At 71.1% G+C, this 26,257-nt stretch carries 26 protein-coding genes, 3 tRNA genes and 3 pseudogenes; 16 read left to right on the forward strand and 16 right to left on the reverse strand.

Going from position 1 to position 26,257, the window contains the following annotated elements; all coding sequences use genetic code 11:
- The 3 genes and pseudogenes from ABZV00_RS35685 to ABZV00_RS35695 all read left to right on the forward strand — a co-directional run.
- Positions 1 to 286 (forward strand): low temperature requirement protein A (locus tag ABZV00_RS35685; RefSeq protein WP_355614439.1); only part of this gene is annotated, 286 nt, incomplete at its 5' end.
- A gap of 375 nt (positions 287 to 661) precedes the next feature.
- A complete protein-coding gene (locus tag ABZV00_RS35690; RefSeq protein ID WP_355614442.1) occupies positions 662 to 1,480 on the forward strand; it encodes an alpha/beta hydrolase in 819 nt (272 codons plus the stop codon).
- Between the two features lie 214 nt (positions 1,481 to 1,694).
- Positions 1,695 to 1,964: pseudogene (locus ABZV00_RS35695) on the forward strand (integrase core domain-containing protein); the annotation flags it as partial.
- Positions 1,965 to 2,454: 490 nt separating this feature from the next.
- Here ABZV00_RS35695 and ABZV00_RS35700 read toward each other — a convergent pair.
- Positions 2,455 to 2,808, reverse strand: coding sequence for an NUDIX domain-containing protein (locus ABZV00_RS35700; RefSeq protein ID WP_355614445.1), 354 nt, complete (start codon positions 2,806 to 2,808; stop codon positions 2,455 to 2,457).
- A 7-nt stretch (positions 2,809 to 2,815) separates the two neighbouring features.
- Between ABZV00_RS35700 and ABZV00_RS35705 the strand changes: the two genes are divergently transcribed.
- Complete coding sequence (locus ABZV00_RS35705; RefSeq protein WP_355614448.1) at positions 2,816 to 3,385, forward strand: site-specific integrase; 570 nt, start codon at positions 2,816 to 2,818, stop codon at positions 3,383 to 3,385.
- An 85-nt stretch (positions 3,386 to 3,470) separates the two neighbouring features.
- On the opposite strand, the gene ABZV00_RS35710 is transcribed toward ABZV00_RS35705, so the two are convergent.
- Positions 3,471 to 3,546, reverse strand: a tRNA-Lys gene (locus ABZV00_RS35710).
- A 187-nt stretch (positions 3,547 to 3,733) separates the two neighbouring features.
- Between ABZV00_RS35710 and ABZV00_RS35715 the strand changes: the two genes are divergently transcribed.
- Both ABZV00_RS35715 and ABZV00_RS35720 read left to right on the forward strand, forming a co-directional pair.
- Positions 3,734 to 5,002, forward strand: a complete 1,269-nt coding sequence (locus tag ABZV00_RS35715; protein ID WP_355614451.1) for an Ig-like domain-containing protein — start codon at positions 3,734 to 3,736, stop codon at positions 5,000 to 5,002.
- 252 nt (positions 5,003 to 5,254) lie between these two features.
- A complete protein-coding gene (locus ABZV00_RS35720; RefSeq protein ID WP_355614454.1) occupies positions 5,255 to 6,550 on the forward strand; it encodes an Ig-like domain-containing protein in 1,296 nt (431 codons plus the stop codon).
- 47 nt (positions 6,551 to 6,597) lie between these two features.
- Here ABZV00_RS35720 and ABZV00_RS35725 read toward each other — a convergent pair.
- Positions 6,598 to 6,673: transfer RNA gene (locus ABZV00_RS35725), tRNA-His, on the reverse strand.
- Positions 6,674 to 6,808: 135 nt separating this feature from the next.
- Entirely contained in the window at positions 6,809 to 7,405 is a 597-nt protein-coding gene (orn, locus tag ABZV00_RS35730) for an oligoribonuclease (protein WP_328424199.1), read from the reverse strand.
- Between the two features lie 66 nt (positions 7,406 to 7,471).
- Between orn and ABZV00_RS35735 the strand changes: the two genes are divergently transcribed.
- Positions 7,472 to 8,740 (forward strand): glycosyltransferase 87 family protein, encoded by a 1,269-nt coding sequence (locus ABZV00_RS35735; protein WP_355614457.1) that lies wholly within the window; start codon positions 7,472 to 7,474, stop codon positions 8,738 to 8,740.
- Between the two features lie 32 nt (positions 8,741 to 8,772).
- Here ABZV00_RS35735 and ABZV00_RS35740 read toward each other — a convergent pair.
- The 4 genes and pseudogenes from ABZV00_RS35740 to ABZV00_RS35755 all read right to left on the reverse strand — a co-directional run.
- Positions 8,773 to 9,306: pseudogene (locus ABZV00_RS35740) on the reverse strand (hypothetical protein); the annotation flags it as partial.
- Positions 9,307 to 9,984: 678 nt separating this feature from the next.
- The gene (locus tag ABZV00_RS35745; protein WP_355614460.1) at positions 9,985 to 10,719 is read right to left on the reverse strand and encodes a YcnI family protein; all 735 of its coding nucleotides are present in this window, start codon (positions 10,717 to 10,719) and stop codon (positions 9,985 to 9,987) included.
- 17 nt (positions 10,720 to 10,736) lie between these two features.
- Complete coding sequence (locus ABZV00_RS35750) at positions 10,737 to 12,401, reverse strand: copper resistance protein CopC (RefSeq protein WP_355614463.1); 1,665 nt, start codon at positions 12,399 to 12,401, stop codon at positions 10,737 to 10,739.
- Between the two features lie 47 nt (positions 12,402 to 12,448).
- Positions 12,449 to 13,084, reverse strand: coding sequence for a zf-HC2 domain-containing protein (locus tag ABZV00_RS35755; protein ID WP_355614466.1), 636 nt, complete (start codon positions 13,082 to 13,084; stop codon positions 12,449 to 12,451).
- A gap of 106 nt (positions 13,085 to 13,190) precedes the next feature.
- On the opposite strand from ABZV00_RS35755, the gene ABZV00_RS35760 reads away from it, so the two are divergent.
- Genes ABZV00_RS35760 through ABZV00_RS35775 form a run of 4 tightly spaced genes read left to right on the forward strand, consistent with a single transcriptional unit; the run spans position 13,191 to position 16,126 of the window.
- A complete protein-coding gene (locus tag ABZV00_RS35760) occupies positions 13,191 to 13,781 on the forward strand; it encodes a sigma-70 family RNA polymerase sigma factor (RefSeq protein WP_355614468.1) in 591 nt (196 codons plus the stop codon).
- Positions 13,782 to 13,813: 32 nt separating this feature from the next.
- On the forward strand, positions 13,814 to 14,338 hold the full coding sequence (locus ABZV00_RS35765) for a MauE/DoxX family redox-associated membrane protein (RefSeq protein WP_355614470.1): 525 nt from the start codon (positions 13,814 to 13,816) through the stop codon (positions 14,336 to 14,338).
- Positions 14,331 to 15,044 (forward strand): thioredoxin domain-containing protein, encoded by a 714-nt coding sequence (locus ABZV00_RS35770; RefSeq protein WP_355614473.1) that lies wholly within the window; start codon positions 14,331 to 14,333, stop codon positions 15,042 to 15,044. The genes ABZV00_RS35765 and ABZV00_RS35770 overlap by 8 nt, the downstream gene beginning before the upstream one ends.
- A complete protein-coding gene (locus ABZV00_RS35775) occupies positions 15,044 to 16,126 on the forward strand; it encodes a hypothetical protein (protein WP_355614476.1) in 1,083 nt (360 codons plus the stop codon). The genes ABZV00_RS35770 and ABZV00_RS35775 overlap by 1 nt, the downstream gene beginning before the upstream one ends.
- 18 nt (positions 16,127 to 16,144) lie before the next feature.
- Here the strand turns inward: ABZV00_RS35775 and ABZV00_RS35780 are convergent, their stop codons facing one another.
- The 4 genes from ABZV00_RS35780 to ABZV00_RS35795 are packed head-to-tail and all read right to left on the reverse strand — an operon-like array spanning position 16,145 to position 18,827.
- Entirely contained in the window at positions 16,145 to 16,903 is a 759-nt protein-coding gene (locus tag ABZV00_RS35780; RefSeq protein WP_355614479.1) for an ABC transporter ATP-binding protein, read from the reverse strand.
- Positions 16,900 to 17,670, reverse strand: coding sequence for a cobalt ECF transporter T component CbiQ (gene cbiQ, locus ABZV00_RS35785; protein ID WP_355614482.1), 771 nt, complete (start codon positions 17,668 to 17,670; stop codon positions 16,900 to 16,902). The genes ABZV00_RS35780 and cbiQ overlap by 4 nt, the downstream gene beginning before the upstream one ends.
- A gap of 15 nt (positions 17,671 to 17,685) precedes the next feature.
- Positions 17,686 to 18,114, reverse strand: coding sequence for a PDGLE domain-containing protein (locus tag ABZV00_RS35790; protein WP_355614485.1), 429 nt, complete (start codon positions 18,112 to 18,114; stop codon positions 17,686 to 17,688).
- Positions 18,111 to 18,827 carry an energy-coupling factor ABC transporter permease gene (locus tag ABZV00_RS35795; protein ID WP_355614488.1) on the reverse strand — a complete coding sequence of 239 codons (717 nt, stop codon included), beginning with the start codon at positions 18,825 to 18,827 and terminating at the stop codon, positions 18,111 to 18,113. The genes ABZV00_RS35790 and ABZV00_RS35795 overlap by 4 nt, the downstream gene beginning before the upstream one ends.
- 193 nt (positions 18,828 to 19,020) lie before the next feature.
- Between ABZV00_RS35795 and bcp the strand changes: the two genes are divergently transcribed.
- The 3 genes from bcp (at position 19,021) to ABZV00_RS35810 (ending at position 20,339) form a co-directional block, all read left to right on the forward strand.
- Positions 19,021 to 19,497 carry a thioredoxin-dependent thiol peroxidase gene (bcp, locus tag ABZV00_RS35800; RefSeq protein ID WP_328424173.1) on the forward strand — a complete coding sequence of 159 codons (477 nt, stop codon included), beginning with the start codon at positions 19,021 to 19,023 and terminating at the stop codon, positions 19,495 to 19,497.
- Positions 19,498 to 19,636: 139 nt separating this feature from the next.
- A tRNA-Leu gene (locus tag ABZV00_RS35805) sits at positions 19,637 to 19,719 on the forward strand.
- A 92-nt stretch (positions 19,720 to 19,811) separates the two neighbouring features.
- A complete protein-coding gene (locus tag ABZV00_RS35810; protein ID WP_355614492.1) occupies positions 19,812 to 20,339 on the forward strand; it encodes a GNAT family N-acetyltransferase in 528 nt (175 codons plus the stop codon).
- 4 nt (positions 20,340 to 20,343) lie between these two features.
- Here the strand turns inward: ABZV00_RS35810 and ABZV00_RS35815 are convergent, their stop codons facing one another.
- The 3 genes from ABZV00_RS35815 to ABZV00_RS35825 all read right to left on the reverse strand — a co-directional run bounded on the left by ABZV00_RS35815 (position 20,344) and on the right by ABZV00_RS35825 (position 23,103).
- On the reverse strand, positions 20,344 to 21,339 hold the full coding sequence (locus ABZV00_RS35815) for an expansin EXLX1 family cellulose-binding protein (protein ID WP_355614495.1): 996 nt from the start codon (positions 21,337 to 21,339) through the stop codon (positions 20,344 to 20,346).
- A gap of 107 nt (positions 21,340 to 21,446) precedes the next feature.
- Positions 21,447 to 22,265: an MOSC N-terminal beta barrel domain-containing protein gene (locus ABZV00_RS35820; RefSeq protein WP_355614498.1), complete on the reverse strand. Its 819-nt coding sequence runs from the start codon at positions 22,263 to 22,265 to the stop codon at positions 21,447 to 21,449.
- Positions 22,266 to 22,269: 4 nt separating this feature from the next.
- Positions 22,270 to 23,103 (reverse strand): class I SAM-dependent methyltransferase, encoded by an 834-nt coding sequence (locus tag ABZV00_RS35825; RefSeq protein WP_355614501.1) that lies wholly within the window; start codon positions 23,101 to 23,103, stop codon positions 22,270 to 22,272.
- 119 nt (positions 23,104 to 23,222) lie between these two features.
- Between ABZV00_RS35825 and ABZV00_RS35830 the strand changes: the two genes are divergently transcribed.
- Positions 23,223 to 24,290 (forward strand): LCP family protein, encoded by a 1,068-nt coding sequence (locus ABZV00_RS35830; RefSeq protein ID WP_328424163.1) that lies wholly within the window; start codon positions 23,223 to 23,225, stop codon positions 24,288 to 24,290.
- 109 nt (positions 24,291 to 24,399) lie between these two features.
- Positions 24,400 to 25,923 (forward strand): sugar transferase, encoded by a 1,524-nt coding sequence (locus ABZV00_RS35835; protein ID WP_355614504.1) that lies wholly within the window; start codon positions 24,400 to 24,402, stop codon positions 25,921 to 25,923.
- Between the two features lie 103 nt (positions 25,924 to 26,026).
- Here ABZV00_RS35835 and ABZV00_RS35840 read toward each other — a convergent pair.
- Positions 26,027 to 26,257 (reverse strand): annotated as a pseudogene (locus ABZV00_RS35840) (dTDP-glucose 4,6-dehydratase); the annotation flags it as partial.

The following is a 26,257-nucleotide window of genomic DNA, read 5'->3' on the forward strand; positions in this document are numbered from 1 at the left end:
CGAGCACCCGTTCGGGCACACACCACCGGCGTGGGTCGCCGTCATCCTCGGCGGACCCGCACTGTTCCTCGCCGGACGGGCCATCTTCGAGTACGCGGTGTTCGGCCGGGTGTCCCGAGACCGAGTGGCCGGGGTCCTCGTGCTCGCCGCCGTCTCCCCGGCAACGATCTTCCTGCCGCCGGTGTTGGTCGCCGCCGCCGCTGCTCTCGTCCTGGCCGGGATCGCCGTATCCGACGCAGCCCGTGCCCGACGACGCCCACCCGAGCCGCCCTCACCACCTGGCTAGCCGGAAAGTGCCACCCACGTCCCGAGACTGTTCTGTCACGGACGTCCTGAAACTCGACATCGCCGGCAGCCCCGTGTCCGACTCCGGCTGATGGGACACGGCGGCTTCACCTGATGGGTGACACGATCAGCAGCCGGCCGGGCCAGCGCGTAACCGTCCGTGACCAGATGCGCCGAACTGACGACGCGTCCGGGCGTACACGTCGCTTCCGCTTCCGGCCGATGTGCGGACGGATAGCATGTCATCGAAGCGACCGGCGACCCGGACGTGGTGCCTGATCGTGCGCCGGCGGGCCGCGACTTCATCCCTGCGGGGTGAGGTTAGCGCTGTCCGAGGGTTCCGACGATTGCTGCAGCCCTCATCGGAAGGAGCATCATGAGCGAGCCGACGACCAATGCCCTGCCGATCGTGCTGATCCACGGGCTTTGGATGACCGCCCGAAGCTGGGACCGCTGGGTGGAGCACTACCGGGCGAAGGGCCATGAGGTCTTCGTGCCGACGTACCCGGGATTCGAGATCGAGGTAGAGGCGTTGCGGGAAAAGCCCGAGGTCATCGCCGAGGCCTCCGTTCCCGCAACGCTCGACCATCTCAGCGAGGTGGTCGAGAGCCTGGACCGTCCGCCGATCATCATGGGCCACTCCTTCGGGGGGACCTTCACCCAACTCTTAGTAAACCGCGGGTTGGGCGCCGCCGCGGTGGTGATCGACTCGGCGCCACCCGAGGGCGTGCGGGTGAACCCGCCGTCCCAGATCAAGTCCCTGTTCCCAGTCCTCAAGAACCCGGCCAACCGGCACCGCGCGGTGGGCTTCACCAAGGAGCAGTTCCACTATGCCTTCGCCAACACGGTCAGCCGGGAGGAATCCGACGCGGCGTACGACCGCCTCCACATCCCGGCGCCCGGCAACTGGGTCTGGGCCTATGGCCTGATAGCCAACTGGAAGCCGGGCCACCAGGAGACCTGGGTCGACTACGACCTGGACGACCGTGCTCCGCTGTTGTTCATCATGGGCGGCAAAGACCACCTGATGCCGCCCTCGGTGATCCGCTCGAACGCGAAGAAATACCGCAACTCCGGGGCGACGACTGAGACCTACGAGTTTCCGGACCGCTCACACTTCACCGGTGTCGAGCCTGGCTGGGAGCAGGTGGCCGACTACGCGCTCGAGTGGGCGACGAGCCACGCGCGAACGTGACAGGGCTGACCAATCGCAGGTAGCGGCAAGTTGTGGTCCGTCCGGCAAGCGCCGCCCGCACTTGGGCGGGGATGCCAAGCATTGCGGGTGCCTCACGCTCAGGCTTGGCGACGACTCCTTCGTGGCATCACGGTGCGTGACTTGGACTGTGTCAACCAGGGAGGCGAGTGTCACAGATCAGGTGAAGCCAATGTGGCCCCATCAGATGAAGCTAGGCACCGCCGGCCGGTCCAGACCGGTGTCCGAGATGCTGGTGAGCCTCGGCGTGCTCCGCTCACATTCACGACCGCGGACGTCGAACGACAATCCGTACTCCGAAGCGCAGTTCAAGACGATGAAATACGTGCCCGACTTCCCCGACCGGTTCGGCTCCCTCGCCGACGCCCGCGCCTTCTGCGACAGCTTCTTCACCGCCTACAACCATGAACACCGCCATTCCGGGATCGGCTGGCACACCCCGGCGTCAGTCCACTTCGGCACCGCCAAGCAGATCCGCGCGCAGCGACAGACCACCCTCGACCAGGCCTACACCGCTCACCCGGACCGGTTCACCCGCCGCCCGCGAGCACCCCAGGCACCCGACAGCGCCTGGATCAACAACCCCGCCCGGCAAGAACAACCCGCCCGCTAACGACAACCTGTCTCAGGTTGACTTGACAACTACCGCCTTGACGAGCGCATCGCGGGGCTCGTGGCTCACCACTCCTGCGCATGGTTGGAGGCGGAGGAACGCGGACTGGGTCACGTCCTGGCCGACGAGTTCCCACGCGAGGAGTCGCCCGTGACCGATGCGCTCTGCCTCTCGGACATGACAACCGGACCGGACGGCCAAGACTTCGAAGTGCTCGACAGGCTCGCCGAGATCCGGTCACGCTACGGACCCGATCACCTGGTCACCCGCTTCATCACACGCGCCGAGCCAGAAATCGTTGCTGCGGTAAGCGGACTCAGGGCAGGCTCGCCGGCTTCGCCTCTCAGCCGATGTAGGGCTCGCTGCGTTCCTCGTAGCCATGCTTGATGCGGAGCATCGTCGACGGGTGGACCGAGAGTCGTCCCAGGTCCTCACGCGTCACCCATCGCACCTCGGTTGACTCCTCGCTCGGCGTCGGTTCGCCAGAGAGTGGCCGCGCTCGGAAGCAGAGTGAGAACTGCTGCCTTACCTCGCCGTCGGTGTACTCGATGACGTGCGCCGGGTCGGAGTAGACGCCAACCAAACCTGTGACCTCGACGATCACGCCGGTTTCCTCACGGGTCTCACGTACGGCCGTCTCGGCGACGTACTCGCCGACCTCCTGCCCCCCGCTGGGCAGGGACCACAGGCTGCACACCCTGTTCGTGGTCGCGTTGGCCCTTGGTCTGCGACGCGGTGAACTCCTCGGGCTGCGGTGGTCGGACGTCGACCTGGACGGCGGACAGTTGCGGGTGTGGCAGACATTGCAGCGCGTTCGCGGCGACGGTGTGGTGTTCGGCCCGCCCAAGTCGCGCCGTTCTCGTCGCGTCCTGACGATGCCAGCCGTCGTGGTCCAAGCGCTGAAGCGGCACCGCAACGCTCAGAAGCAGGAGCGCAAGCTTGCCGACGGCCAGTGGCAGGAGACGGGGCTTGTCTTCACCACCGCCACCGGTCGCCACGTCGAGCCGCGCAACCTGAACACCGCGTTCGGTCGGTTGATGGCGAGATCCGGTGTGCGGCCGATCCGGCTCCATGACTTGCGGCACACCTGCGCCACTCTGCTGCTGGCCGCTGGCGTGTCGCCACGGGTCGTCATGGACATCCTCGGCCACAGCCAGATCGCGGTGACCATGAACATCTACGGGCACGTCATGCCGGCCATGCAGCAAGAGGCAGCAGGACACATGGACGCGGCGCTCGCCGAGCCTGAGACGGGTGATGACGCTGACGAGTGACACCGTTGCTGTCGCCGTTGCTGTCACTCGCGCCGAAACGACATCTGGGCACCCACCCGTGAGGGGTAGATGCCCAGATTATTGCTGGTGCGCCGCCAGGGACTCGAACCCCGAACCCGCGGATTAAGAGTCCGCTGCTCTGCCAGTTGAGCTAGCGGCGCTCGTCGGCAACGGAGAGAACATTAGCACCCCGCTGAGCCGGCCTCCAATCCGGTTACCCAGGTCCCCCCTTCGGTCGAGCTTAGCCGGCAAAAGGTCCCAAACCGACCCGCGTGACAGAGACGGGACCGTCGGCCAAGGCGGTGATGCGGCACGATGTCCGCCAGGTACGCGAGAACAGAGGTGGGGATGGCACGGTTCACGCGAGCCGGGGCGGTGGTGGGCGCTCTGACCCTGGCGGCGTCGCTGGCACTGACCGGGTGCGGCGACGAGCAGAAGAAGCCGGAATTCGTGGGTGGGGCCGAGTCGGGCGCGAGCGCGAGCGCCGATCCCGGCACGGCCCAGCCAGGGACGCCGACTGCGCCGAGCGGCCCCCCGCTGGCGCTGAACCCGGCCGACGGCACGAAGAACAAGCCGGTGAGCACGGAGATCAGCGCGAAGCTCCCGGACGGCGGGAAGGTCTCCGCGGTCACCCTGACCGCCGCGAGTGGCGGCGCGGTGGAGGGCAAGCTGCGGACCGACGGCTCCTCCTGGGTGCCGTCCGCCCCACTGAAGTACGGCACCCGCTACACGGCCACGGTCACCGCGTCCGCGCCCGACGGCACGAGCAGTCAGGGCACCAGCAACTTCACCACGATGGCCAAGCCGAAGTCGACCGTCGGGTCCGGCCTGTACCTCTTCGACGACAAGAGCTACGGGGTGGCCATGCCGGTGGTCACCGAGTTCCACCCGGGCATCCCGAAGAAGGACCGGGCGGCGGTGCAGAAGCGGATGTTCGTCCGCACCGACCCGCCGCAGCCGGGGGCCTGGCACTGGGTCGACAACGGCACGCAGGCCTACTACCGGGCGCCGGAGTACTGGCAGCCGGGCACCACCATCACCGTACGGATCGCGCTGGCCGGGGTGCCGCTCAGCAACGGTAAGTACGGCGACGTCGACCGCAAGGCCACCGCCAAGATCGGCCGGTCGTTCGTCATGAAGGTCGACAACGCCACCAAGAAGATGACGGTGTACGAGAACGGCGCGCTGGTCCGCACCGTGCCGGTGAGTCTGGGCAAGAAGAGCACCCCGTCCTCCAGCGGCACCATGGTGGTGATGGAGAAGAAGGAGTCCACGGTCTTCGACACCCGCGACGACCCGGACCCGTCCAACCGCTACGTCACTGACATCGAATTCGCCCAGCGGCTCACCTGGGGTGGCGAGTACATCCACGCCGCGCCCTGGTCGGAGCACGTGCAGGGGCGGCAGAACGTGTCGCACGGCTGCGTGAACGTGTCGATGGCGAACGCCCGGTGGTTGTTCGAGAAGACCCGGATCGGTGACCCGATCACGGTGAAGGGCACCGAGCGCAAGCTCGCCGCCGGCAACGGGTGGACGGCGTGGAGCCTGAGCTGGTCGCAGTTCGTCAAGGGCAGCGCGTTGCCGGTGCCCTCGGGCGGGTCCGGCCCGACGCTCTGAGCCATCCGGCGTACCGCGCCGGCCCGTGCGATGGGACGGGTCGGCGCGTACCCTTGCACTGCCCGCGACGCGACGGCGCCGGCGGCGACCCCTCAGTCCCGGTATGGAGACGAGTCAGGCTCACGAATCGCCGGATTTTAGCAAGATTCCGGCATCATCGTCGGCGTGTTCCGGTTCACCCTCGGCAACCGGAGCCGGTCCTGGCGCGTCTGTAGGAGACGATGGGTCCGGGACCACGACTGTGAGGGAATCATGCGAGCTAGCCAGGACCAGCTGATCCGGCCCGGTGGGCGACGCCGCGTGTTCGCGGCAGGGCTTCTCGCCGTGGCGCTGGCCTTGACCTCCGCCTGCACGGATGGCAGCGGCGACAAGCCGTCCTCGTGGCAGGGTGGCGGCGAGAACCCAGCCCCGAAGGCGGCGGCGACCATCAGCGAACCGGCGACCGACGCCAAGGACGTGCCGGCCTCCACCGGCATCACCTTCAGCACGAAGGACGCCGTGGAGACCGCCGTCGACCTCAAGGACGCGGCCGGCAAGGCGGTCGAGGGCACCCTCGCCGCGGACGGCAAGACCTGGCTTCCGGCCGGAGCGCTGGCGTACGGCACGAGCTACACGGCCACGGTGACCGCCACCGGCGACGACGGCCGTCCGGCGACCGCCACCAGCACCTTCACCACGATGGCCAAGCCGGCCAACCAGGTGCGGGTGAGCAGCTTCCTCGGCGACAACCAGGTGGTCGGGGTCGGGATGCCGCTGATCGTGAAGTTCAGTCGGGGCATCCCGGAGGACTACCGCGACGACGTACAGCGCCGGATGACGGTGACCTCGACGCCGGCCCAGGAGGGCATCTGGCACTGGGTCAGCCCCACCGAGATCCGGTACCGGCCGAAGGAGTTCTGGAAGGCCGACAGCAAGGTCTCCTACCGGGTGCAGGCCGGCGGCCTGCCGCTGGGTGACAACTGGTACGGCCGGGCCGACCTCAGCGTGGACATCAAGATCGGCGCATCGGTGGTCATGACGGTCGACAACAAGACCAAGCGCATGACGGTGACCCGGAACGGCTCCGTGATCAAGACCATTCCGGTCAGCCTCGGCAAGAAGGCCACCCCGTCGTCCAGCGGGACCATGGTCGTGATCGAGAAGCTGCGCAAGACGGTCTTCGACACCATGGAGGAGTTGGGCCCCGAGGAGGGCTACCGCACCAAGATCGACTTTGCCCAGCGGCTCACCTGGGGCGGGGAGTTCATCCACGCGGCCCCCTGGTCCGAGGGACAGCAGGGCAGGGTGAACGTGTCGCACGGCTGCGTGAACGTGTCGATGGCCAACGGTGACTGGTTGTTCAAGAACACCCAGATCGGCGACCCGATCACGGTCAAGGGCACCGAGCGCAAGCTCCAGAACGGCAACGGCTGGACTGACTGGAACATGAGCTGGGACGAGTACGTCAAGGGCAGCGCCCTGCCGTACGAGCCGCCGGCCGATCCGGACACCTCGGCCACCCCGGGCGCCACGGACGGGAGCGCCCCCACCCCGACGCCGACCGCCTGAGCAGCCGAAACGACGAAAGCCCCCCTCGAAGGAGGGGGGCTTTCGTATGGGGTGACTGATGGGAATTGAACCCACGACAACCGGGACCACAACCCGGTGCTCTGCCAACTGAGCTACAGCCACCACGCCGCCGTCGCCCGGTAGATCGCCCCGGGCGGGGTGCGGACCAATAATAGCCACACCATGGCGGACCCCGTCCAGCGGGTTCCCGGCTCCCCCGACCACCGTGCCGGCCATGCGCGGGGCCGAGCGCCCGGGTCAGAGCTCCGCGGCGATCCCCTTGGCGGTCTCCACGTCCGGGCCGGGCAGCGGCACGAAGATCGTCCGGCGGTAGTACTCCAACTCCCGGATGCTCTCCCGGATGTCGGCCAGCGCCCGGTGCGCCAGGCCCTTCTGCGGCTGGCCGAAGTACACCCGGGGGTACCAGCGGCGGCACAGCTCCTTGATCGACGAGACATCGATCATGCGGTAGTGCAGGTGCGCGTCGAGGCGGGGCATGTCCCGGGCGATGAAGCCCCGGTCGGTGGCGATCGAGTTGCCGCACAGCGGCGCGGTACGCGGATCCTTGACGAAGCTGCTGACGTACTCCAGCACCTGGTCCTCGGCCTCGGCCAGGGTCACCGGCGAGCGGCGCACCTCCTCGGTGAGGCCGGACTTGGCGTGCATCGTCCGGACGATCTCCGGCATCGCGTCCAGCGCGGCCTCATCGGCATGGATCACCACGTCGACGCCGTCACCCAGCACGTTGAGGTCGGGATCGGTGACCAGTGCCGCGACCTCGATCAGCTTGTCGCTGCCAAGGTCCAACCCGGTCATTTCACAGTCGATCCAGACGAGGAGATCAGCCACCGGCACAGACTACGCGCAGCCCACGACCCGCAGCTGCGCGCTCTCGGCGGAGCAGCCCGCTAGGGTTTCGGAGTGCCAGCCGAACCCGTCGCACCGCCAGCCGTCACCGACGACGATCCCGGCGGCCGTACGGTCCGTCGGTTGGTCACGGTGGTGGCCCTGATCGCCGTGCTGCCGGCGCTCTACCTGCCCGGCCTGGTGCACAACTTCTTCGACCTGAAGATCTACATGTCCGCGATGGACTGGTGGACGGCGGGCAACCCGCTCTACGACTACGTCCAGCCGGATCGGGTGCAGGGTGAGCTGTACTTCACCTACCCGCCGTTCAGCGCGTTGCTGCTCTGGCCGTTCGGCCTGATCCGGCTCGGCGCCACCGTGGCGATCTTCACGGTCCTCACCGTGCTGGCCGTGGTGGTGACCACCCGGTGGCTGGTGCTGCCGGTGATCGCCCGGCACAACCTGCCGCGGGCGTTCACCCTGACCGTCGCCGTGCTGCTGGTGCTGGCGGTGGAGAGCACCCGCGAGACGATCACCTTCGGGCAGATCAACATGCTGCTGGTCGTGCTGATCCTGGCCGACCTGCTGTTCGCCGTGCCGCAGGCGCGGCGCTGGGCCGGGGTCGGCGTCGGTCTGGCGACGGCACTCAAGCTCTTCCCCGGCATCTTCATCGTGTACCTGCTGGCCACCCGCCGGTGGCGGGCCGCGGCGGTGGCGAGCGCGACCGCTGCGGCGGCGACCCTGCTCGCGGCGGCCATCGCGCCCCGCGACTCGTGGCGGTTCTGGACCCACGAGTTGTGGGCCACCGAGCGGGTGGGCCGCACCGACTACACCGGCAACCAGTCCCTGTTCGGCCTGCTCAGCCGGTTCAGCGCACCGGAGAAGCCGAACCAGTTGCTGTGGCTGGCGGTGGTCGCCGTGGTGGCCGTCTACGGGCTGTGGCGGGCCGTCCGCGCCGCCCGGGCCGGCGACGCGTTAACCGGCCTGACCCTGACCGGCTTGGTCGGCGCCATGGTCAGCCCGATCACCTGGACCCACCACATCTACTGGTTCGTCCCGGCGGTGGTGCTGCTCGCGGACGCGGCCCTGAGCGCCGACCGTCCGGACGAGGTGCGCCGGCGACGGTGGCTGGCCGGGCTCGCGGTGGGCATCACCGCCCTGATCATCTACGGCGTGGTGTCGTTCCACGACTGGGGTGTGGCCCCGGTCCGCACCGACGACCCGGTGGATTTCGTGCTGCGCAACGGCTACGTGCTGCTCAGCCTGCTGCTGCTGGTGACCCTGCCGGTCCGGTCGGGCCGCACGGTGGAAAAGTCGCACCAAATGGACACACCTCCCCAGTAGCCGCTATCGGCGCTAATCTGGTCTCACCTACCTCAAGCGTCGCTCGGGTAGCACCGATCCCCCGGTGAAGGTGGCCCTCCGCGTCGGCAGCGCGGAGGGCCACTCGCCGTTCCGTCCACCACCACCGGCCGAGCCGTCGCCGCCTCCGGAGCGGTCGGCGGCCAGGCCAGACTCAAGGTCACCTCCGGCGGCCGGGCCGGCGCGTCCAGGTCGGCGAGGGTGGCCGGTCGGGCCGGTGCGGTGCCGATCGCCGACCGGGGCCGCTCACCCGCGCCAGAGCCGACCGGGGTGAGCTGCCGCCCGGCCGGCAGCGGCCGCGCCGCCCCGGCGTCCCCGGCGGGTGGGGCGCCCAGGCCGCTCAACGAGCTGACCCCGAGCCGGCCGGCGAGCACCGGCACCTGGTCCGGCTCGACCACGAAGACCACCTCACGTGGCCGCAGCGGTCGCAGCAGGAGCAGCACCGCGCACACCACCAGCAGCACCCCCGCGGCCAGCAGCCCCCAGGTGGCCGGAGCGGTCCAGCCCGCCTGCAACTCGGCGCGCAGATCCAGGGCCAGGTCGCCACCGCCGTCCGGGCGCATCACCACCAGGCTCATCGGCTCCCCGGCCAGATCGTCCGCGCTCCACTCCAGCGAGCCGATTCCCTCGCGTACCCAGAACGAGCGACCCAGTGGGGTGAACGATCCCGCGGCGGCCGGAGCACCGACGGCCGGGCCGGCCGGGTCCATGCGCACCGGCAACGGACCCCGGGCCAGCGCCACCCGGCGGACCGAGGCGTGCGGGACCGGCTCCAGCCAGCGGCGCACCTCGGCGGTGGGCGCCAGGCCGACGAAGGCCGGGCCGTCCGGTGTGCGGGCGTCCAACCGCAGCCGGGCCTGCGCGGTACGGGCGAACGGCACCTCCTGCCGCAGCAGTCGGTCGAGGTCGGTGACCACGACCGCGTGGCCGGGTGTGCGGACCGTCTCGAACCGGGCGGCGAAGGTCCCCCCGGGGTCGGCGTGCCGGGTCACCAGCCAGAGCGCGCCACCGGCGAACAGCGCCGGAATCCCGATGACCAACAGCAACACTCCGGCGATCGCCCGCACGAACCGCATACGCTCCGTCTCCCTCCGTAGCCAGGTACCCGGCAGACCTTACCGACGTACGCCGGCTGATCAGGGGATATCCACGGCACGGCCGGTTCCGGTCCCGGAAAGCACGCTGGCCCGCCGGATCGCTCCGGCGGGCCAGCGGGTGCGACGGGGTCAGGACTTGGCGACCGGCTCCCGGCGCGTCCGGGCGAACGCTAGCCCGCCCAGCACCAGACCGGCCAGGCCGGCGACGAGACCGGCGACGCCGAGGCCCACCGCGGCCCCCTCGCCCTCGTCGTCATCGTCGTCGTCGGTCGCGGCGACGGCCGCCGCGGCGGGCGCGGCCGACGCCGACGGCGACGCGGCGGTGAGGGTGAGCACCGGGGCGGGGTGCTCCGGCTCCTCAGCGCCCGGCGTCGGCTCCTCGATCCAGCGCGACACATTGCCGTCCGAGTAGGTCTGCACGGTCTTGAAGACCATCGTGTTGACCTGCGGCAGCGGCCCCATCGAGACCGGGAACTCCTGGAACTGGCCCGGCTTCACACCCGCGTCGCCGGTGGCCGTCCAGGTCAGCTTGGCCACCGCCTCGGTGATCGGGCTGCCGTGCACCTCGATCGGCGGGTCCACCTTGCGCTTCTCCACGGCGACCGTCCACCCGGGCACCGGCATGGTCGACACCGAGCCGACCGGGGCGTTCTCCGGCAGCACCACCTCCACCTTGGTGGTCGACGCGGTGTCGCTCTCGTTGGGCACCCGGAACGCCACCCGTGCGTAGCCGCCCTGGGTCGCCTCCTTCGGGTTCACCGTGACGTGGGCGGACGCCGGGCCGGCGAAGCCGAGGACGGCGGTGGCGACGGCGGTGAACGCCAGGGCGGTGGCGGCGGTTGCGGTACGCCGGAGACGGGTCATGGGATTCGGGAGCCTCTCTAACGGATGGGCACGGTGGCGGTCACCGTGGCCTGGTCGATGTCGGACGTACGCACGGTGACCCGCAGTTGCCAGTCACCAGCGGCCGGCAGGCTGACGTCGCCGTAGGCGTGGTTGTCCGTCAGCGGCAGCAACGGGATCTCGATCGGCTCGATCCCGGCCGAGGGCAGCGCGGCGGTCGCCCGCCACTCCGCCACCGGCTGTGGCCGGTTGTCCTTGGTGTACGCGTACAGGTGCAGCGAGTTGTTGCCCCGCTCGGCTGGGTCCAGCTCGACCTGCAGGGAGAAGAGCGGGCTGGACAGGGTGGTGGAGAAGAGACCGGCCTGGGTGCCGGACGGCTCGGACACGGCGGTCCGGGCCGGCGTGGTCTGCACCAACGTCGCGGACAGCCCCAGCACCACCACGGTGACGGCCAGTTCCACCCAGACCGCCCGGCGTACCGGCACCGGCCGCTGCGCCGCGGTGCGTCGGCGCACCAACTGCCGGGAGTACGCGGCCACGGCGATCACCAGCGTGAACAGCCCGACCTTCGCCAGCAGCAGCCGCCCGTAGGTGGTGCCGAACAGGGCGTCGAGGGTGGCCACCTCGATCAACGCCTGGACGATGCCGGCCAACAGCAGCGCCGAGACGGCGAGCGCCGCCCAGCGCGACCAGATCGGCAGGATCGCGCCCAGCTCGCGCTCGTCGGCCTGGCGCAGCAGGAAGCCGCCGAGCATCAGCAGGCCGCCCAGCCAGACCGCCATGCTGCCCAGGTGGACCGCGTCGACCACCACGGAGACCGCCGGCGCGGGGGACGCCGCCGGGTGCCCGGCCAGCGGCCAGGTCAGCAGGGCGGCCCCGCCGAGCACGGCCAGGATGATCGCGTCAGTGCGGCCGGACGGCCGGGCCAGCAGCGGCCGGAGCAGGAATGCCGAGGCCGCCAGCAGGCCGAGCCGGACCAGGTGGGCGGCACCGAAGGCGCTGCCGAACACGCTGCCGAACCCCTCGCTGGTCACGTCGAAGAGGCCGCCTCCGGCGGTGTAGGGCACCTGCAGCCACAGGTCGGCGAGGGTGGCGACGGCCACCAGGCCGAGGCCGGTCCAGGCCAGCCGGGCCGGGCCCCGCCGGGACAGCCGTCGCGGCCAGAGCGCGGCGAGCACCAGTGCCGGCCCGACCAGCAGCACCAGGCCGGCGTAGCCGAGGAAACGGGCCACCTTCACCCCGGCGCCCACCACCGGGTCGGCCCGGCTGTCGTCGCCGGAGTCGACCGGCGGCGTCGAGGGCGCGCCCACCGAGTATGTGAACGCGCCGGAGACCGGGTGGCTGTCGGCGGAGATCACCCGGAAGCTGACCAGGTAGGTGCCGCGCTCACCGGCCGGGTCCACCGGGATGGTCACCGTGGCGCCGTCGAAGCTCGGCTCGCCCCGGTCGGCCCGGGAGCCGTCCGGCGCGATGACGCGGATCTTGCCGGGAACCTTGCGCACCGACTCGCTGAACGTGAGGACCACCTCGGCCGGCCCGCTCGGCACCACGGCCGAGGCGGCCGGGCTGGTGCTCTGCAGCACCGCGTGGGCGCTGGCGGGGGTGGCCGGGGTGATCAGGAGGACGACGACGGTGACCAGAAGGCCGGCGGTGGCGGCCAACCGGGCGAGCCAGCGGCGGGGGGCGACAGTCATGTTGGCCATGCTCGCCGACCGGAGTGGATCTCGGCGACCCGAGTCGGGTGAGTCATTCACCCGCGCCCTGCCGCCAGCGCCGGCGTGAGCGGCCGGTCCTCCCCGCTGGTGCGGCCCAGCGCCCACAGCAACCCCGCCTGCACCACGGCGGCCAGGTGGCCGGCCTCGTGCACCAGCGCGGTGGTCGAGTTGGCGATGTCCACCACGCTGGTGCCGGCCAGGCAGACCGCCAGCACCAGGGCCACCGGCAGGAACGCCCGGGCCCGCTCGGGCCGCCAGGCGGCCAGCGCGAAGCCCACCGCCAGCGCCACGTCGAACGAGGCCATCTCCCGGCTGGTGTGCGGGTCCACCGACACGCCCAGCCCGGCGAGCAGGATCGGCAGCGCGATGACCAACTGGGCCACCGCGGCCACCGCCACCGCGATCCGCAGCACCTGCCGGCGGGCCCGCCGGACCGCGGCCGGGCTGCGGTGCGCGGAATCGGCGGCAACCGCCGCCAGCACCGCGGCGGTGAGGTCGGGCACCTCCACCGGCTGCACCCGGACCAGCCGGGTCACCTGCTCGGCGCGAGCCAGCCAGTCGCGGCAGCCGACGCAGGTGGCGGTGTGCGCGTCCAGCACCGCCGGCGGCGTCTGCGGATCTTCCCCGTCCAGCCGTGCCGACAGCGCCGCGCGTACGTGGTCGCAAGTCATGACGGGGTAGTCGGCCCACGGTGGGGAAAAGTTCCCGACGTGGCGCAGACCATCCAGGGTCGAAGGGCCCTGTCGCCACGCCGCGCGCCGCGTAACCTGGGTTGTCGTGATCCCCGTCCCGCGTGACACCGGTGCCGCCGGTCCGGCTGACCCGGCCGGTGGCGTCGCCCGGGACCCGGCCACCGAGTGGGCGTTGACCGCGCGCGACGGCGACCCGACCGCCCAGGCCGCGTTCGTCCGGCTGACCCAGGTCGAGGTCTGGCGCTTCGCCGCCGCCCTGGTGGACCCGGACAGCGCCGACGATCTGACCCAGGAGACGTACCTGCGGGCGTTCCGGGCACTTCCCGCGTTCGAGGGGCGCTCCAGCGTCCGCACCTGGCTGCTCGGCATCGCCCGGCGGGCCTGCGCCGACCACCTGCGCACCGTGGTCCGCCGTCGGCGGCTCGACGAACGGCTGGCGGCCAACGCGTACACCGACCGACCGCACCCGGACCCGGCCGGCCAGCTCGGCGCCAGCGACCTGGTCCGCCGGTTGAGCCCTGAGCGGCGCGCCGCGTTCGTGCTCACCCAACTACTCGGCCTGTCGTACGCCGAGGCCGCCGCCGTCGAAGGGGTGCCGGTGGGCACCATCCGCTCCCGGGTCGCCCGGGCCCGCGACGACCTGGTCGAGGCGGTCGGCGACGCCTTGACCGGCTGAGCCGGGAACTTCCGGCGAGGACGATACGACAAATGACCGTGACAGCACCTCCCACCCGGGCCGGCCGCTGGCCTGCCGTCCGGCCCTGGCTCGGCATCGCGGCCCGACTCGGCCTCGCCGCCGTCTGGCTGGTCGCCGGCGCGTCGAAGGTCGGCGACCTGGCCGCCTCCGGCCGGGCTGTCAACGCCTACCAGGTGATGCCGTACGACGTGGCGACCGTGATCGGTGCCGCGCTGCCCTTCGTCGAGCTGGCGCTGGGCGTGCTCCTGCTGCTCGGGCTGGCCACCCGGCTCAGCGCGGTGGTCTCCGCCGTACTGCTGGTGGTCTTCATCGCCGGGATCGCGTCGGCCTGGGCGCGTGGCCTGGCCATCGACTGCGGCTGCTTCGGCAGCGGCGGGCAGCTCGCCGAGGGGCAGGCACCGAGTTACCTCCCGGAGATCCTGCGCGACCTGGGATTCTTGGTGCTGGCCGGTTTTCTCCTGATCTGGCCGCGTACGCCCGTCTCGGTGGACGGGTGGCTGTCCGGTGAACCCGCCGTGGAGGACGAGGATGAGTAGTCGCAAGGGGCAGCGTGACGCGGCCCGGGTGGTCCGCCAGCAACTGGCCCGCGAACGGCGCCGCCGGCGCACGCTCTGGGTCTCCGCCGCCGCCGTCGCCGTGCTGGTCATCGCCGGCCTGATCGGCTGGAGCGTCTGGTCCAGCCAGCGCTCGGACGACTTCACCACCCCGCCCGGCGCCAACGCGGACGGCACCGGCATCGTCACCGGCGGCGGGCCGGTCACCGTCGACATCTTCGAGGACTTCCTCTGCCCGGCCTGCAAGCAGTTCGAGCAGACCAGCGGGGCGACCCTGGAGCAGTTGGTGGCCGAGAACAAGGCGACGCTGGTCTACCACCCGGTGGCGTACCTCAACCGCTTCTCCACCACCGACTACTCCACCCGCTCCTCGGCCGCCTCCGGCTGCGCCGCCGCCGGGGGCAAGTTCCGCGAGTACGCCAAGGCGCTCTTCGACAAGCAGCCACCGGAGGGCAGCGCCGGGCTCAGCGACGACGAGTTGATCGACATCGGCACCGGCGTGGGGCTGGACCGGGGCTCGTTCGCCGGCTGCGTCAAGGACAACACGTACCGGACGTGGACCGAGCACGTCACCGACGAGGCCAGCCGGGACGACGTCACCGGCACGCCGACCATCCTGGTCAACGGTCAGCCGCTCGCCGACCGCAGCCCGCAGGGCCTCACCGCGGCCGTGGCGGCGGCCGGCTAGTGATCCGTACCCTGCTGGCCCGTGCCGGCCTGGTCGCCACCGCCGCCTGCGCGGCAACCCTGCTCACCGCGGCACCGGCCGCCGCGCACGGCGCGGACGCCCCGGACGGCACCGACTACCGGACCCGGACCACCGGCGTCGCCCCCGCCCGACCCGGGCTGGAGGTACGGGTGATCGAGGCGGGCGCCCGACTGGAGCTGACCAACCGCACCGGCCGCCCAATCGAGGTGATCGGCTACTCCGGCGAGCCGTACCTGCGGATCGGCCCGGACGGGGTGTTCGAGAACAGCCGGTCCCCCGCCACGTACCTGAACCGCACGATCGCCGGGGACACCACACTGCCCGCCGAGGCGGACCCGGCGGCAGCGCCGTCCTGGCAGCGGATCGCCGACGGGACCACGGCCCGCTGGCACGACCAGCGCGCGCTGTGGCGGGAGTCGGCACCGCCGGACGCCGTCCGCGCCGCGCCGGATCGTGAGCACCGGGTCCGGGACTGGACGATCCCGCTGCGCGACGGAGGCGACCCGGCGCAGATCCGCGGCACGCTGGACTGGGTGCCGCCGCCGGACGCGTACACCTGGTGGGCGGTGACCATCGTCGGGGTGCTCGCGGTGGGTGCGCTCGGCCTGCTCGTCGCCGCCGCGCCGGCCGGCGCACGGGCGCTGTCCGCGCTGGGCGCGCTGCTCATCGCTGGCGGCGCGGTCGCCGTGCTGTACCCGGTGGGCCGGGAACTGGACGCCGGCGCCCAGGGCGTGGGCGGTGTTCTGGTCGGGTTGCTGTCCGGGCAGGTCTGGTCGCTGCTCACCGGCCTCGGCGCGATCGCCGCCGGTTGCTACGCGCTGGCCCGCCGCCCCGCCGCCGACTTCGCGGTGGCGCTGGCCGGGGCCTGTCTGGCCCTCTTCGCCGGGGTGGCCAACGCCGCGGTGTTCGCCCGTTCCATCGCCCCGGTCCCCTGGCCGGCCGAGTACGCCCGGATCATGGTCACGCTGGTGCTGATCACCGGCGCCGGCGCAACCACCGCCGGCGTCCTCCGGCTACGCGCTGCCTCCCGAACCCCCGCCCCCGCCCCCGCCCAGACCTGACCCGCACCCGCCCGCAGGTCAGGGGCGAGGCGCGAAGCCGTAGGGAAGTTCCAGGCGGTGGCGGGCGAGCAGCGTGGGGTCGGTCAGCAGGTCGAGAGTGGGGGCGTCGGCGACTATTCGGCCGGCGTCCAGGATCACTGCGCGTTCGCACAGCTCGGCTGCGTAGGGCAGATCGTGCGTCACCATCAGCAGGGTCACCGGCAGCTCGCGCAGGATCTCGGCCAGCTCGCGGCGGGCCGCCGGGTCCAGGTTCGATGACGGCTCGTCCAGCACCAGGATCTCCGGGTGCATGGCGAGCACGGTGGCCACCGCCACCCGGCGGCGCTGCCCGAAGGAGAGGTGCTGCGGCGCCCGGTCCCGGTGCTCGCTCATCCCCACCGCGGCGAGCGCCTCGTCCACCCGGGCGGCGAGCTCCGCCCCGCGCAGGCCCAGGTTGGCCGGCCCGAACGCGACGTCCTCCGCCACCGTGGGCAGGAAGAGTTGGTCGTCCGGGTCCTGAAAGACGATGCCTACCCGGCGGCGCACCTCGGCGAGGGTGGCCCGGTCCGTCGTGACGGTCAGCCCGCCGACGCTCACGCTCCCCTCGGTCGGGGTGAGGATGCCGTTGAGGTGCAGCACCAGCGTGGTCTTACCGGCGCCGTTGGGCCCGAGCAGCGCCACCCGGTCGCCACGCGGCACCGTCAGGTCCACCCCGTGCAGGGCCACATGCCCGTCCGGGTACGCGTACCTAACGCCACGAACGTCCAGCGAGACAGCGGTCTGCACGGCACCGATCATGTCAGCACGACGGCGGTGGCGGCGATGGAGGCCGCCAACACCGGCACGGTCGCCGCGACCAGCCACTGACCGGCGGTCGCCGCGCCATCGCCCTGCCACACCGCGGGCATCCGCCCGGTGTAGCCCCGGGACAGCATCGCCAGGTAGACCCGCTCACCGCGTTCGAAGGCCCGCAGGAACAGCGCCCCGATCCCGGCGGCGAAGCCGCGCAACTGCCACAGGAAGCGCGGGTCGTCACCCCGCGAGATCCGCGCCACCCGCATCCGCCGCGCCTCGCCGACCAGCACGTCGAGGTAGCGCAGCATGAACGTGGCGATCTGGGTGAGCACCTGCGGGCAGTGCAGCCGGTCCAGCCCCACGATCAGGTCCCGGGTGGTGGTGGTCGCGGCGAGCAGCAGCGAGGCGAGGACGCCCAGGGTGCCCTTGGCCACGATGTTCCACGCGCCGTGCAACCCGTCCTCGGACAGTCGCAGGCCCAGCACGTCGACCCGTTCACCGGCGCCGAGAAACGGCAGCGCCACGGCGAACAGCACGAACGGCACCTCGATCAGTGCCCGGCTGAGCAGCCACCGGGGCCCCACCCTGGCCAGCGCCGCCACCGCCGCCACCAGCAGGGCGTACGCGCCGAAGGCCCAGAACGCCGCGCGCGGGGTGGCTACCACGGCGATGGTGAAGACCACCATCGCCACGATCTTGACCTCGGGCGGGAGCCGGTGCACGGGAGAGTCCGACTCCCGGTACAGCACGTGCCCGTGACCGGCACCCATCCGCGTACTCGTCGCTCAGCCGGCCGCGCCGGCGCGGGACGTCGCCGCGTCACCCTCGGCCGGCGCCGCGCCCTCGACGGACGTCGCCGAGTCACCCGGGGTCGACGTGGTGCCACGGCGGCGCAGCAGCCAGAAGCCGCCGGCACCGATCGCGAAGGTCAGCAGCACCCCGAGCACCCCGGAGAGGCCGGTGGAGAGGAAGTCATTGCCCACTCCCCGCACGCCGTAGTCGGCGAGCGGGCTGTCCCCCAACTCGTGGTCCCGAGTCTGCTGGGCCGGGCAGCTTCCGCCGATTATGTTGTCATCGGCGTCGACGGTGCAGCCCTTCAGCAGGGACGAGTCCAACCCGTCCGGGTGGGACGAGGCGTAGTTGCTCACGACCCCGGCCAGCAGCAGGGCGACCAGCAGCCCGCCGACCAGGAAACCCCAGGAACGATTCTTCACCGGACACCTCCGACGACCGGGACGGCGGGCGCGGACGTCGACCGCAGCCCGCGCAACGCGTAGACGAGATCGGGGCGCACCTTCGCGACGGTGAGCACGGTCGTCGCGGTGATCAGGCCTTCACCGATGCCGATCAGCAGGTGAGCCCCGGCCATGGTTCCGGCCAGGCCGGCCAGGTTGCCGCCCAGGTCGGTGGTGCCGCCCAGCCAGTACTGCAGGACGAAGCCCTGCGACGCGACCACCACGCTGAGCATCGCGGAGACGAACGCGGTCACGGCCAGGCCGGCCCGGGTACGGGGCAGCACCCGCAACAGCACCGCGATCAGCAGGTACGCCGCGGCGGTGCCGAGCAGCGCCATGTTGGTGATGTTGAGGCCGAGCATCGCGACGCCACCGTCACCGAAGATCAGCGCCTGCACGACCAGCACCACGGCCACGCAGAGCGCGCCGACCCACGGGCCGACGAGCATCGCGGCGAGCGCGCCACCGAGCAGGTGGCCGCTCACCCCGGCCGTGAAGATCGGAAAGTTGAGCATCTGGACGGCGAAGATGAACGCGGCCACCAGGCCGGCCATCGGGGCCAGCCGGTCGTCCAGGTCGCGCCGGCCGCGCAGGACGCAGCCGGTGAGCGCGGCGAGGGCCAGCGCCGCGAAGACCGCTGCGACGGGACCATCGATGATCCCGTTCGAGATGTGCATCGCCAGGGTTTCCACGCGACCTCCCACGCGTCAGCGGGCCCGTACGGGCCGGCGGGGTCAGCCTATTTCCCATACCTCGTTGTTGCCAGAGTTTGGCAACAACGCATGTTCTTGATCACCTTTGGAGGTACGGCGCAGGGGCAGGACCGTCGCCGCGCTGGCGCGTCGGCAGCGGCGGCACCGGCCGGCCCGGCGGTAGGGTCGGGCCATGACCGCGCCTGACCGCCTCACTCCCGGTGACCCCGCCCCCGAGTTCACCCTCCCCACCGACACCGGTGACCAGCTCACCCTGTCCGACCTGCGAGGCCGCAAGGTGGTCCTCTACGCCTACCCGGCGGCGATGACCCCGGGCTGCACCAAGCAGGCCTGCGACTTCCGCGACTCGCTCGCCTCCCTCCAGGCCGCCGGCTACGAGGTGGTCGGCATCTCCCCCGACAAGCCGGAGAAGCTGGCGAAGTTCCGCGATCGGGACGCGATCACCTTCCCTCTGGTCTCGGACGTGGACAAGGCAGTGCTCAACGCGTACGGCGCGTACGGCGAGAAGCAGCTGTACGGCAAGACCGTGACCGGCGTGATCCGCTCGACCTTCGTCATCGACGCCGACGGCAAGATCGAGCACGCGTTCTACAACGTCAAGGCCACCGGGCACGTCGCCAAACTCCGCCGCGACCTCGGCCTGGACTGACTGTCGTACCGGGCCGTCACTATCTGTGAATGGTCCGATACAAGTACACGCCCGAGGCGCTGGCCACGGCGGCCGCCGCCGCGCGCAACATCACCGAGGTGACACCGCCGTAGCCAGACGCTCTAGAATCAGCAGGTTGGCGGGAGTGGCGTAACGGCAGCCGCGGTAGGTTTAGGTCCTATTGTCCTATTGGACGTGGGGGTTCGAGTCCCCCCTCCCGCACGATTGAGCCACACGTGAGCGCTCGGGGCCCGCGCTGTTGATCGGAGCACACCTCGGGCCGATCAGGTGCTCGCGCGGTCAGGATGGGTGCCGTGAGCCTGCACTTCGTCCTCGATCCCGACCTGACCCCGCAGCTGCGCGCCGAGATCGTCGCCCTCTGGGTGGACGTCACCAACGCCGGCGGCGCGGTCGGCTTCGTGCCCCCGGTCACCGCCACCGACGTCCATGCCACCGCCGACCCGACCTTCGCCGGGATCGCCGACGGGCCGGACCGGCTGCTGGTCGGGTACGCCGGTGACCGCCTGGTCGCCGTGCTGATCTTCAGTGACAACCGGTTCCCGCTCAAGGCGCACTGGTGCGTGCTGAAGCGGGTGATGGTCCACCCGGACACCCAGGGCACCGGGTACGGCTCGGCGCTGATGCGCGAGGCCGCCCGGCTGGGCCGGAAGTTGGGCCACGAGGCACTGCACGTGACGGTGCGGGACGGGCTGGGATTGGACGCGTTCTACCGCCGCCTGGGATACCGCGAGATCGGCAGGCTGCCGGGCGCTCTGCGGCTGGCGCCCGGTGACGACCGGGACGAGATCCTGATGTGGCTCGACCTGACGACGACCGACTGACCGGTCAGCCGCACCAGCGGGCCGTGGCCCCGGCCGGGCGGGTCGACGGCGTTTCGGCGGCCGGCGCGCTCGCCCTCGCGACCTCGACCGGGCGCCGGGCCGGTGTCGGCGTACCCCCTGCTCGGGTGGCGGACGGCCGCGCCGAGGCGGGCGGGCGCGGGGTGGCCGCCGCGGCGCCGGTCGCGTACATCCGGACCGCGCTGGTCTGCACCTGGCCGGGTGCCATCCGGATGCCGGCGACGGTGGCGCGGTGCCCGTACACGTCGCTCACCCGGATGCTGAACGGCCCGGCGCCCGCGCCGGAGGCGATCAGCCAGTAGTTGTAGTCCTGGCGCACGGCCGTCCGCCACGGACCGCTGTCACCCTGCCGGACCTCGACGGCGCGCAGCGGGTTGCCGTGGTTGCCCACCCGGACGGCGAACCACCACTGCGACGCGCCCTCCTTGATGCGGAAGGTGAGCGGGCCGGGCAGCGGCGGGTTGACCACCGCGCGGTAGGTGACCGGGACGAGGCCCTTGACCGGGTCGGCGATCCGGGCGAACGCCTCCCGGGACAGGTCGAGATGTCCGGGCGCGCACTCCGGGCACTGATCCATGATCAGGACGCGGACGGTGCCCTTCGGGCCGGTCACGTCGAGAAATCCGCCGCAGGCGGCGCCGGCGGCGTACTCCATGGGACCGAGCGCGACGTAGAGCCGGTTGGCCGGCGCGGCCGGGTTCGAGCAGTTGCCGCCGGCACCGTTCGAGTCGTAGAAGGTCGCCTTGCCGCTGTGTGTGGCGGTGCCGGTGGGCGGCGCGGCGGCGAGCGTGCGGCCGGCGGCGCAGGCCGGGGCGGAGCCGGATCGCAGCGTCAGGGTGAGCCCGAGCGCCGCCGCGAGGATGGTGACGCCGGTGGCGACCAGCCAGGGCACCGGGCCGGACGAAGGCGCGGGCCGGTCGTCCGGAGCCCGATCCAGGTCAAGCTCGATGTCGACGTCGCCGGGAGCGCTTCCGTCCGTCACGACGGCGATGCTGCCGGACCCGTGAGGGGCCGGACAAGCCGGCTAAGCCAAAACTAAGACAGCATCGACGGACGGTGACCGGTGCGCTCCCGGAGCAGCGCAGCCGGTCAGGGCTCGATGACGAGCGGGGCGCCGACGGCCAACGGTCCACTGTCGACCGGTACCAGATTCAGGCCGAAGAGGAGCTTCTGCTGGACGTTGCGATACCGCCCGAGTGTGCGCAGCGGTTCTTTCGTGCGTATCCCGGTCTCCTGGTCGGTGGTGGTCACCACGCAGCGGTCGCACGGCCCGGCGGCGCGGAACCGCAGGTCGCCGATGCGCATCGACCGGCCGACCCAGTCGTCCTCGGCCCAGGCCGTTGCCCCCTCGACCACCAGGTTGGGCCGGAACCGGGCCATCGGCACCGGCTCCTCCCCGGCCTCGGCCAGCCAGCCGTTGAGCGCGTCGAGGGAGGCGGCGTTCGCCAGCAGCAGCGGGTAGGCGTCGGCGAAGCTGACCTGGTCACCGGTGTCGTGCTCGCGGTCGGCGGCGGCCAGGTGGCGGGTCGGCCGGGCCAGCCAGACCAGCCGGACCGGCCGGCCGAGCAGCGCGCCGAGCCAGGCGTCGGCCGCCGGGCCGGCCGGCAGCGCGGGAACGGGAAGCTTCCGGTTGCGGAAGGTGCGCACCGCGACCGGTTCACCGCTGGCCGGCTCGGGCACGTCGAGGTCGGGCTGCCCGTCGGCGCGCAGCGAGAGACCTCCCGGGCGCACGGTGGCACGCAGGCCGACCAGCCGGGTGGTCTCGCGCTGGGTGACGCCGACCCCGTTGGCGTCCACCACCATCCAGCGCCGGTCACCGGCCAGCCCCCACGGCTGCACGAACGCGCCGTCGTGGTCGAGCCGGTGACAACCCTTGACGGGGTACGTGTGAATCGATGTCAGCCGCACCCGGCTACCATGCCACGCCGATGCCGTCGCCCGGGTACCAGTGGTTGGCGGGGCTCTCCCGGTAGGCGAGGAACCGCCGCCCGGTGCGCTCGGCGTGCTCGGCGAGCACGTTGGTGCTGGTGACGTTGTCGGTGAGCAGGATCGCGCCGGGGGCGAGCTTCGGCTCCACCGCGTCGAACTCGCGCTTCTCGTGGGTCCGGCTGTGGTCGCTGTCGTGCAGGAACAGGTCGACCGGGCGGTCCAGCGCCCCGATCGAGGCGATCGAGTCGCCGATCACCAGGTCGACCACCTCGGACCAGGGCGCGCTGGCGGCCAGGTAGCCAGCCTCCGGGTTGATGTCCAGCGAGGTGACCCGGCCCGGATGGCCCTCCTGCGCGTTACGCAGCAGGGCGGCAGCCAGGACGCAACTGCCCAACCCCTTGTCGACGCCGGTCTCCACCACGTGTGCGGGGCGGGTGGCCCGCACGATCGCGTACCAGCCGATCCGCCGGGCGTAGTGGACCTGCTTGTCCGCGAGGCCACGGCGGGAGGCAGCGGCGGTGGCCTGCTCGATGTGCTGGCGCAGCGCGTGGTCTGACTCGATCTCGTCGAGCCACCCGCGGACCTCCTTGACGGGCCGGTCGCAGACCACGCTGACGAACCAGGACAGGTGGTGGCGGCTGAGCTTGGTCAGCTCGTACGTGTAGTTGTGGTGCTCCCGAGAGGTGACCAGCCACCGGGCCGAGATGCGGAGCACCTTGGCATCGTGGCGGGCGACCCGGGCAAGCCGCTTGGGGAAGGCAGCGACGGGTGCGAGGGGAGTACGGGCGATGGCTCGGCGCAACTGAGTGGCGTCCACGGCAGCTTCATACCAGGTTCACGTGACCGATGGTCGAAGAAATTTTCGGTCCGGAAATGGACCCGTATGGCACGGACGGGGGGTACGGCGCCGGAGCAGCAATTAGTAGCATCGCGACCATGCAGTATCGCCAGGAGTACGCGGAGCCCGAGACTCAGTTCATTGAGGCGCAGTCGCCACCGGAGCCGACCGAGGAGGCGCCTCCGCGGCGTCGCCGGTGGCGCAAGGTCGTACTGATCACCTTCGTGGTCCTGGCGTTGCTCGGCGGTGCCGGAATGGTCGCCGGAGGGCTCTACTTCCGCTCTATCAACTCCGGGATCGAGCGAGTCGACGCTTTCGGGGAGGTGCCGGAGGCCGAGCGCCCGCAGGTGGTCGAGACCGCCAAGGGCGCCATGAACATCATGATTCTCGGCAGTGACTCGCGTGACCCGGAGAACGACTCCGGCTCCCGCACCGACACGATCATCCTGGCCCACCTCCCGAAGGACCGGTCGAGCGCGCAGCTCATCTCGATCCCTCGGGACACCTGGGTGAACGTGCCAAAGTCCCCGCAGGGACGGGGTGGCCGGGACGCGAAGATCAACGCATCGTTCGCGTGGGGTGGCGTTCCGTTGATGGTGCAGACCGTCGAGAAGTTCACCGGCGTCCGCGTCGACCACGTGACGATGGTCGACTTCGGAGGCTTCAAGGAGATCGTCGACGCGCTCGGTGGCATCAACGTGGACGTGGAGAAGGGCTTCACCACGCTGTACGCGCTCAACGGCAGCCGGACGTTCAACGCCGGCCCGCAGAAGATGGACGGGGCAGCGGCGCTCGACTACGCACGCGAACGCCACGCCTTCGCCGATGGCGACTTCGCCCGGATCCGCCACCAGCAGCAGGTGATCAAGGCGATCCTGGACAAGGCGGCGTCGGGCGGGACGCTCGCCAACCCGGCCAAGCTGAACTCCTTCGTCAAGGCGACGGCGGACGCGGTGGCGGTGGACAAGTCCCTGAACCTGCTGGACCTCGCGGCCGAGCTTCGCGAACTGCGCAGCGGCAACCTGACGTTCCTCACCTGCCCCACGAAGGGCACGGGTCAGATCGGCAACGAGAGCGTCGTCCTCGCCGACAAGGAAAAGGCCACGCGGGTGTTCAACGCGGTGCGCAATGACAACGTGCCGGAGATTCTGTCCGCCGCAAAGTAGGACAAGGAACTGGCTTGCTGGCCATGGTGGCGCGCCCCTGCCGATCGTAAAGTTCGGTCGCCCTTCTGGTCGTGATGTCTGACCGGGGCGTTCACGGGGAGGTCCACACATGTCAGGCCAATCGGCGACCAGCCATTCGCCCACGCCGCACGTCGGCGAAGGGCAGTCCAGCCTTCCGGGCGACGGGGCCCGTCACTACGGTGCCCCACCCGTCGTTCAAGCCCGGGAGCCGGAGGCCCATGCAGAGGCGGCCGGCCTCAGCACGACCGCCGTCCTGCCGTACGCCAGGTCCAGCACCTCGTCGCGGACCCGGTGGCTGCGGGCGTGGATGATGATCGCGCCCGTCGACGCCGTCGCGCTGGTCGCTCCGCTGCTGCTGACGCACAACTACTGGCGCGGGACCCTGGCCAACGCCGTCCTGACGGTGGCCTTCTTCGCGGTCGGCGGTCTCTACCGGCCCCGCCGTCACGTGAGCATTCTGGACGAACTGCCGAGCCTCGGTGGGCGACTGCTCGCCTCCGCCGCAGTGGTGGCCATCATCGCGGCGGAGCGCCACTCCTCGGTGGCGTACGTGGGCGGGTTCATGCGGGGTGTCGCGCTGTCGGCGGCGCTCGTGATCCTCGGGCGCGCGGCCAGCAGGGCGTTCACCGTCCTGTCCCGCAAGCGGCGGTGGGCGGAGCACAACGCGATCATCGTCGGCGGTGGGCCGATCGGTGTCGAACTCGCCCGACTGCTGCGCCGCTACCCGCAGTACGGTCTGCGGTTCGTCGGCTGCGTCGACGCTCCGTCCCGCGAGGGCACCGGGGTGCTTCCGTTGAGCGGCACGCTGTCCGACCTCGACCACCTTGTGCGGTTGCTGGAATGCGAGGTCCTGGTCATCGCCGACCCGGACTGCGACGAGTCCACGCTCATGGAGACCCTGCTGCGTCCCCGCAGCTCCCACTGTGACCTCTGGGCGGTGTCGCGCCTGTGGGGTTCCCGTTCGCACAGTGGTTACCCGGACCACATCGGCGCGTTCCCGATCGTCAAGATCGGCGACATCTCGCTGACCGGTCCGCGGTGGGCCATCAAGCGGGCGTCCGACATGCTGTTCGCCGCTGTCGCACTGATCCTGCTGAGCCCCGTGCTGCTGCTCTGCACCATCGCCACGTTCATCGACGGGGGCCGGGGCATCTTCTTCTATCAGGAGCGGATCGGCCGGTACGGCAAGCCGTTCAAGGTCATCAAGTTCCGGTCGATGCGTCCGGTGAACGAGCAGGAGTCGCAGACCAACTGGTCCATCGCGCACGACCGGCGGGTCGGGCCGATCGGCCGGTTCATGCGTCGGACCTCGCTGGACGAGCTGCCCCAGCTGTGGAACATCCTGCGCGGCGACATGAGCGTGGTCGGGCCGCGGCCGGAGCGGCCCTACTTCGTGGAGAAGTTCTCCGCCGAGTACCCGAACTACGCGGCGCGCCACCGCGTACCCGTCGGGCTCACCGGTCTCGCCCAGGTCAGCGGCCTGCGCGGCGACACGCCGATCTCCGACCGGGCGCGGTTCGACAACTACTACATCGAGAACTGGTCGCTGTGGTTGGACGTCAAGGTCGTGCTCCGTACGGTCGCGGAAGTCTTCCGCGCCGGGGGCCGCTGACCGGACGCTGGACGCCGCGACAGACGGCGTGGTGCCTGACAGTCCGCTGGAACTCAGCTCACCGGCGCCGGCATTCCGCCGGCGCCGGTGAGGAGTGGTCGGGTCATGCGGTGGGGGTGGTCTTGAGGGGTTCCCACCAGGCGCGGTTTTCCTGGTACCAGCGGACGGTGTCGGCGAGGCCGTGGTCGAGGTCGATGCTGGGGCTGTAGCCGAGTTCGTCGTGCATTTTGCTGATGTCGAGGGAGTAGCGGCGGTCGTGGCCCTTGCGGTCGGCGACGGGGATGACGCGGTCCCAGTCGGCGTCGCAGGCTTGCAGGAGGAGGCCGGTGAGTTC

The sequence above is a fragment of the Micromonospora sp. NPDC005173 genome (assembly GCF_040608515.1).
Lineage (GTDB): Bacteria > Actinomycetota > Actinomycetes > Mycobacteriales > Micromonosporaceae > Micromonospora.

Bases quoted from the DNA above. Each gene is read 5' to 3' on its own strand.
- ABZV00_RS35690 (WP_355614442.1), top strand. From the start codon at position 662: ATGAGCGAGCCGACGACCAATGCCCTGCCGATCGTGCTGATCCACGGG.
- ABZV00_RS35715 (WP_355614451.1), top strand. From the start codon at position 3,734: ATGGCACGGTTCACGCGAGCCGGGGCGGTGGTGGGCGCTCTGACCCTG.
- ABZV00_RS35720 (WP_355614454.1), top strand. From the start codon at position 5,255: ATGCGAGCTAGCCAGGACCAGCTGATCCGGCCCGGTGGGCGACGCCGC.
- ABZV00_RS35745 (WP_355614460.1), bottom strand. From the start codon at position 10,719: ATGACCCGTCTCCGGCGTACCGCAACCGCCGCCACCGCCCTGGCGTTC.
- ABZV00_RS35750 (WP_355614463.1), bottom strand. From the start codon at position 12,401: ATGGCCAACATGACTGTCGCCCCCCGCCGCTGGCTCGCCCGGTTGGCC.
- ABZV00_RS35755 (WP_355614466.1), bottom strand. From the start codon at position 13,084: ATGACTTGCGACCACGTACGCGCGGCGCTGTCGGCACGGCTGGACGGG.
- ABZV00_RS35765 (WP_355614470.1), top strand. From the start codon at position 13,814: ATGACCGTGACAGCACCTCCCACCCGGGCCGGCCGCTGGCCTGCCGTC.
- ABZV00_RS35770 (WP_355614473.1), top strand. From the start codon at position 14,331: ATGAGTAGTCGCAAGGGGCAGCGTGACGCGGCCCGGGTGGTCCGCCAG.
- ABZV00_RS35780 (WP_355614479.1), bottom strand. From the start codon at position 16,903: ATGATCGGTGCCGTGCAGACCGCTGTCTCGCTGGACGTTCGTGGCGTT.
- cbiQ (WP_355614482.1), bottom strand. From the start codon at position 17,670: ATGGGTGCCGGTCACGGGCACGTGCTGTACCGGGAGTCGGACTCTCCC.
- bcp (WP_328424173.1), top strand. From the start codon at position 19,021: ATGACCGCGCCTGACCGCCTCACTCCCGGTGACCCCGCCCCCGAGTTC.
- ABZV00_RS35830 (WP_328424163.1), top strand. From the start codon at position 23,223: ATGCAGTATCGCCAGGAGTACGCGGAGCCCGAGACTCAGTTCATTGAG.
- ABZV00_RS35835 (WP_355614504.1), top strand. From the start codon at position 24,400: ATGTCAGGCCAATCGGCGACCAGCCATTCGCCCACGCCGCACGTCGGC.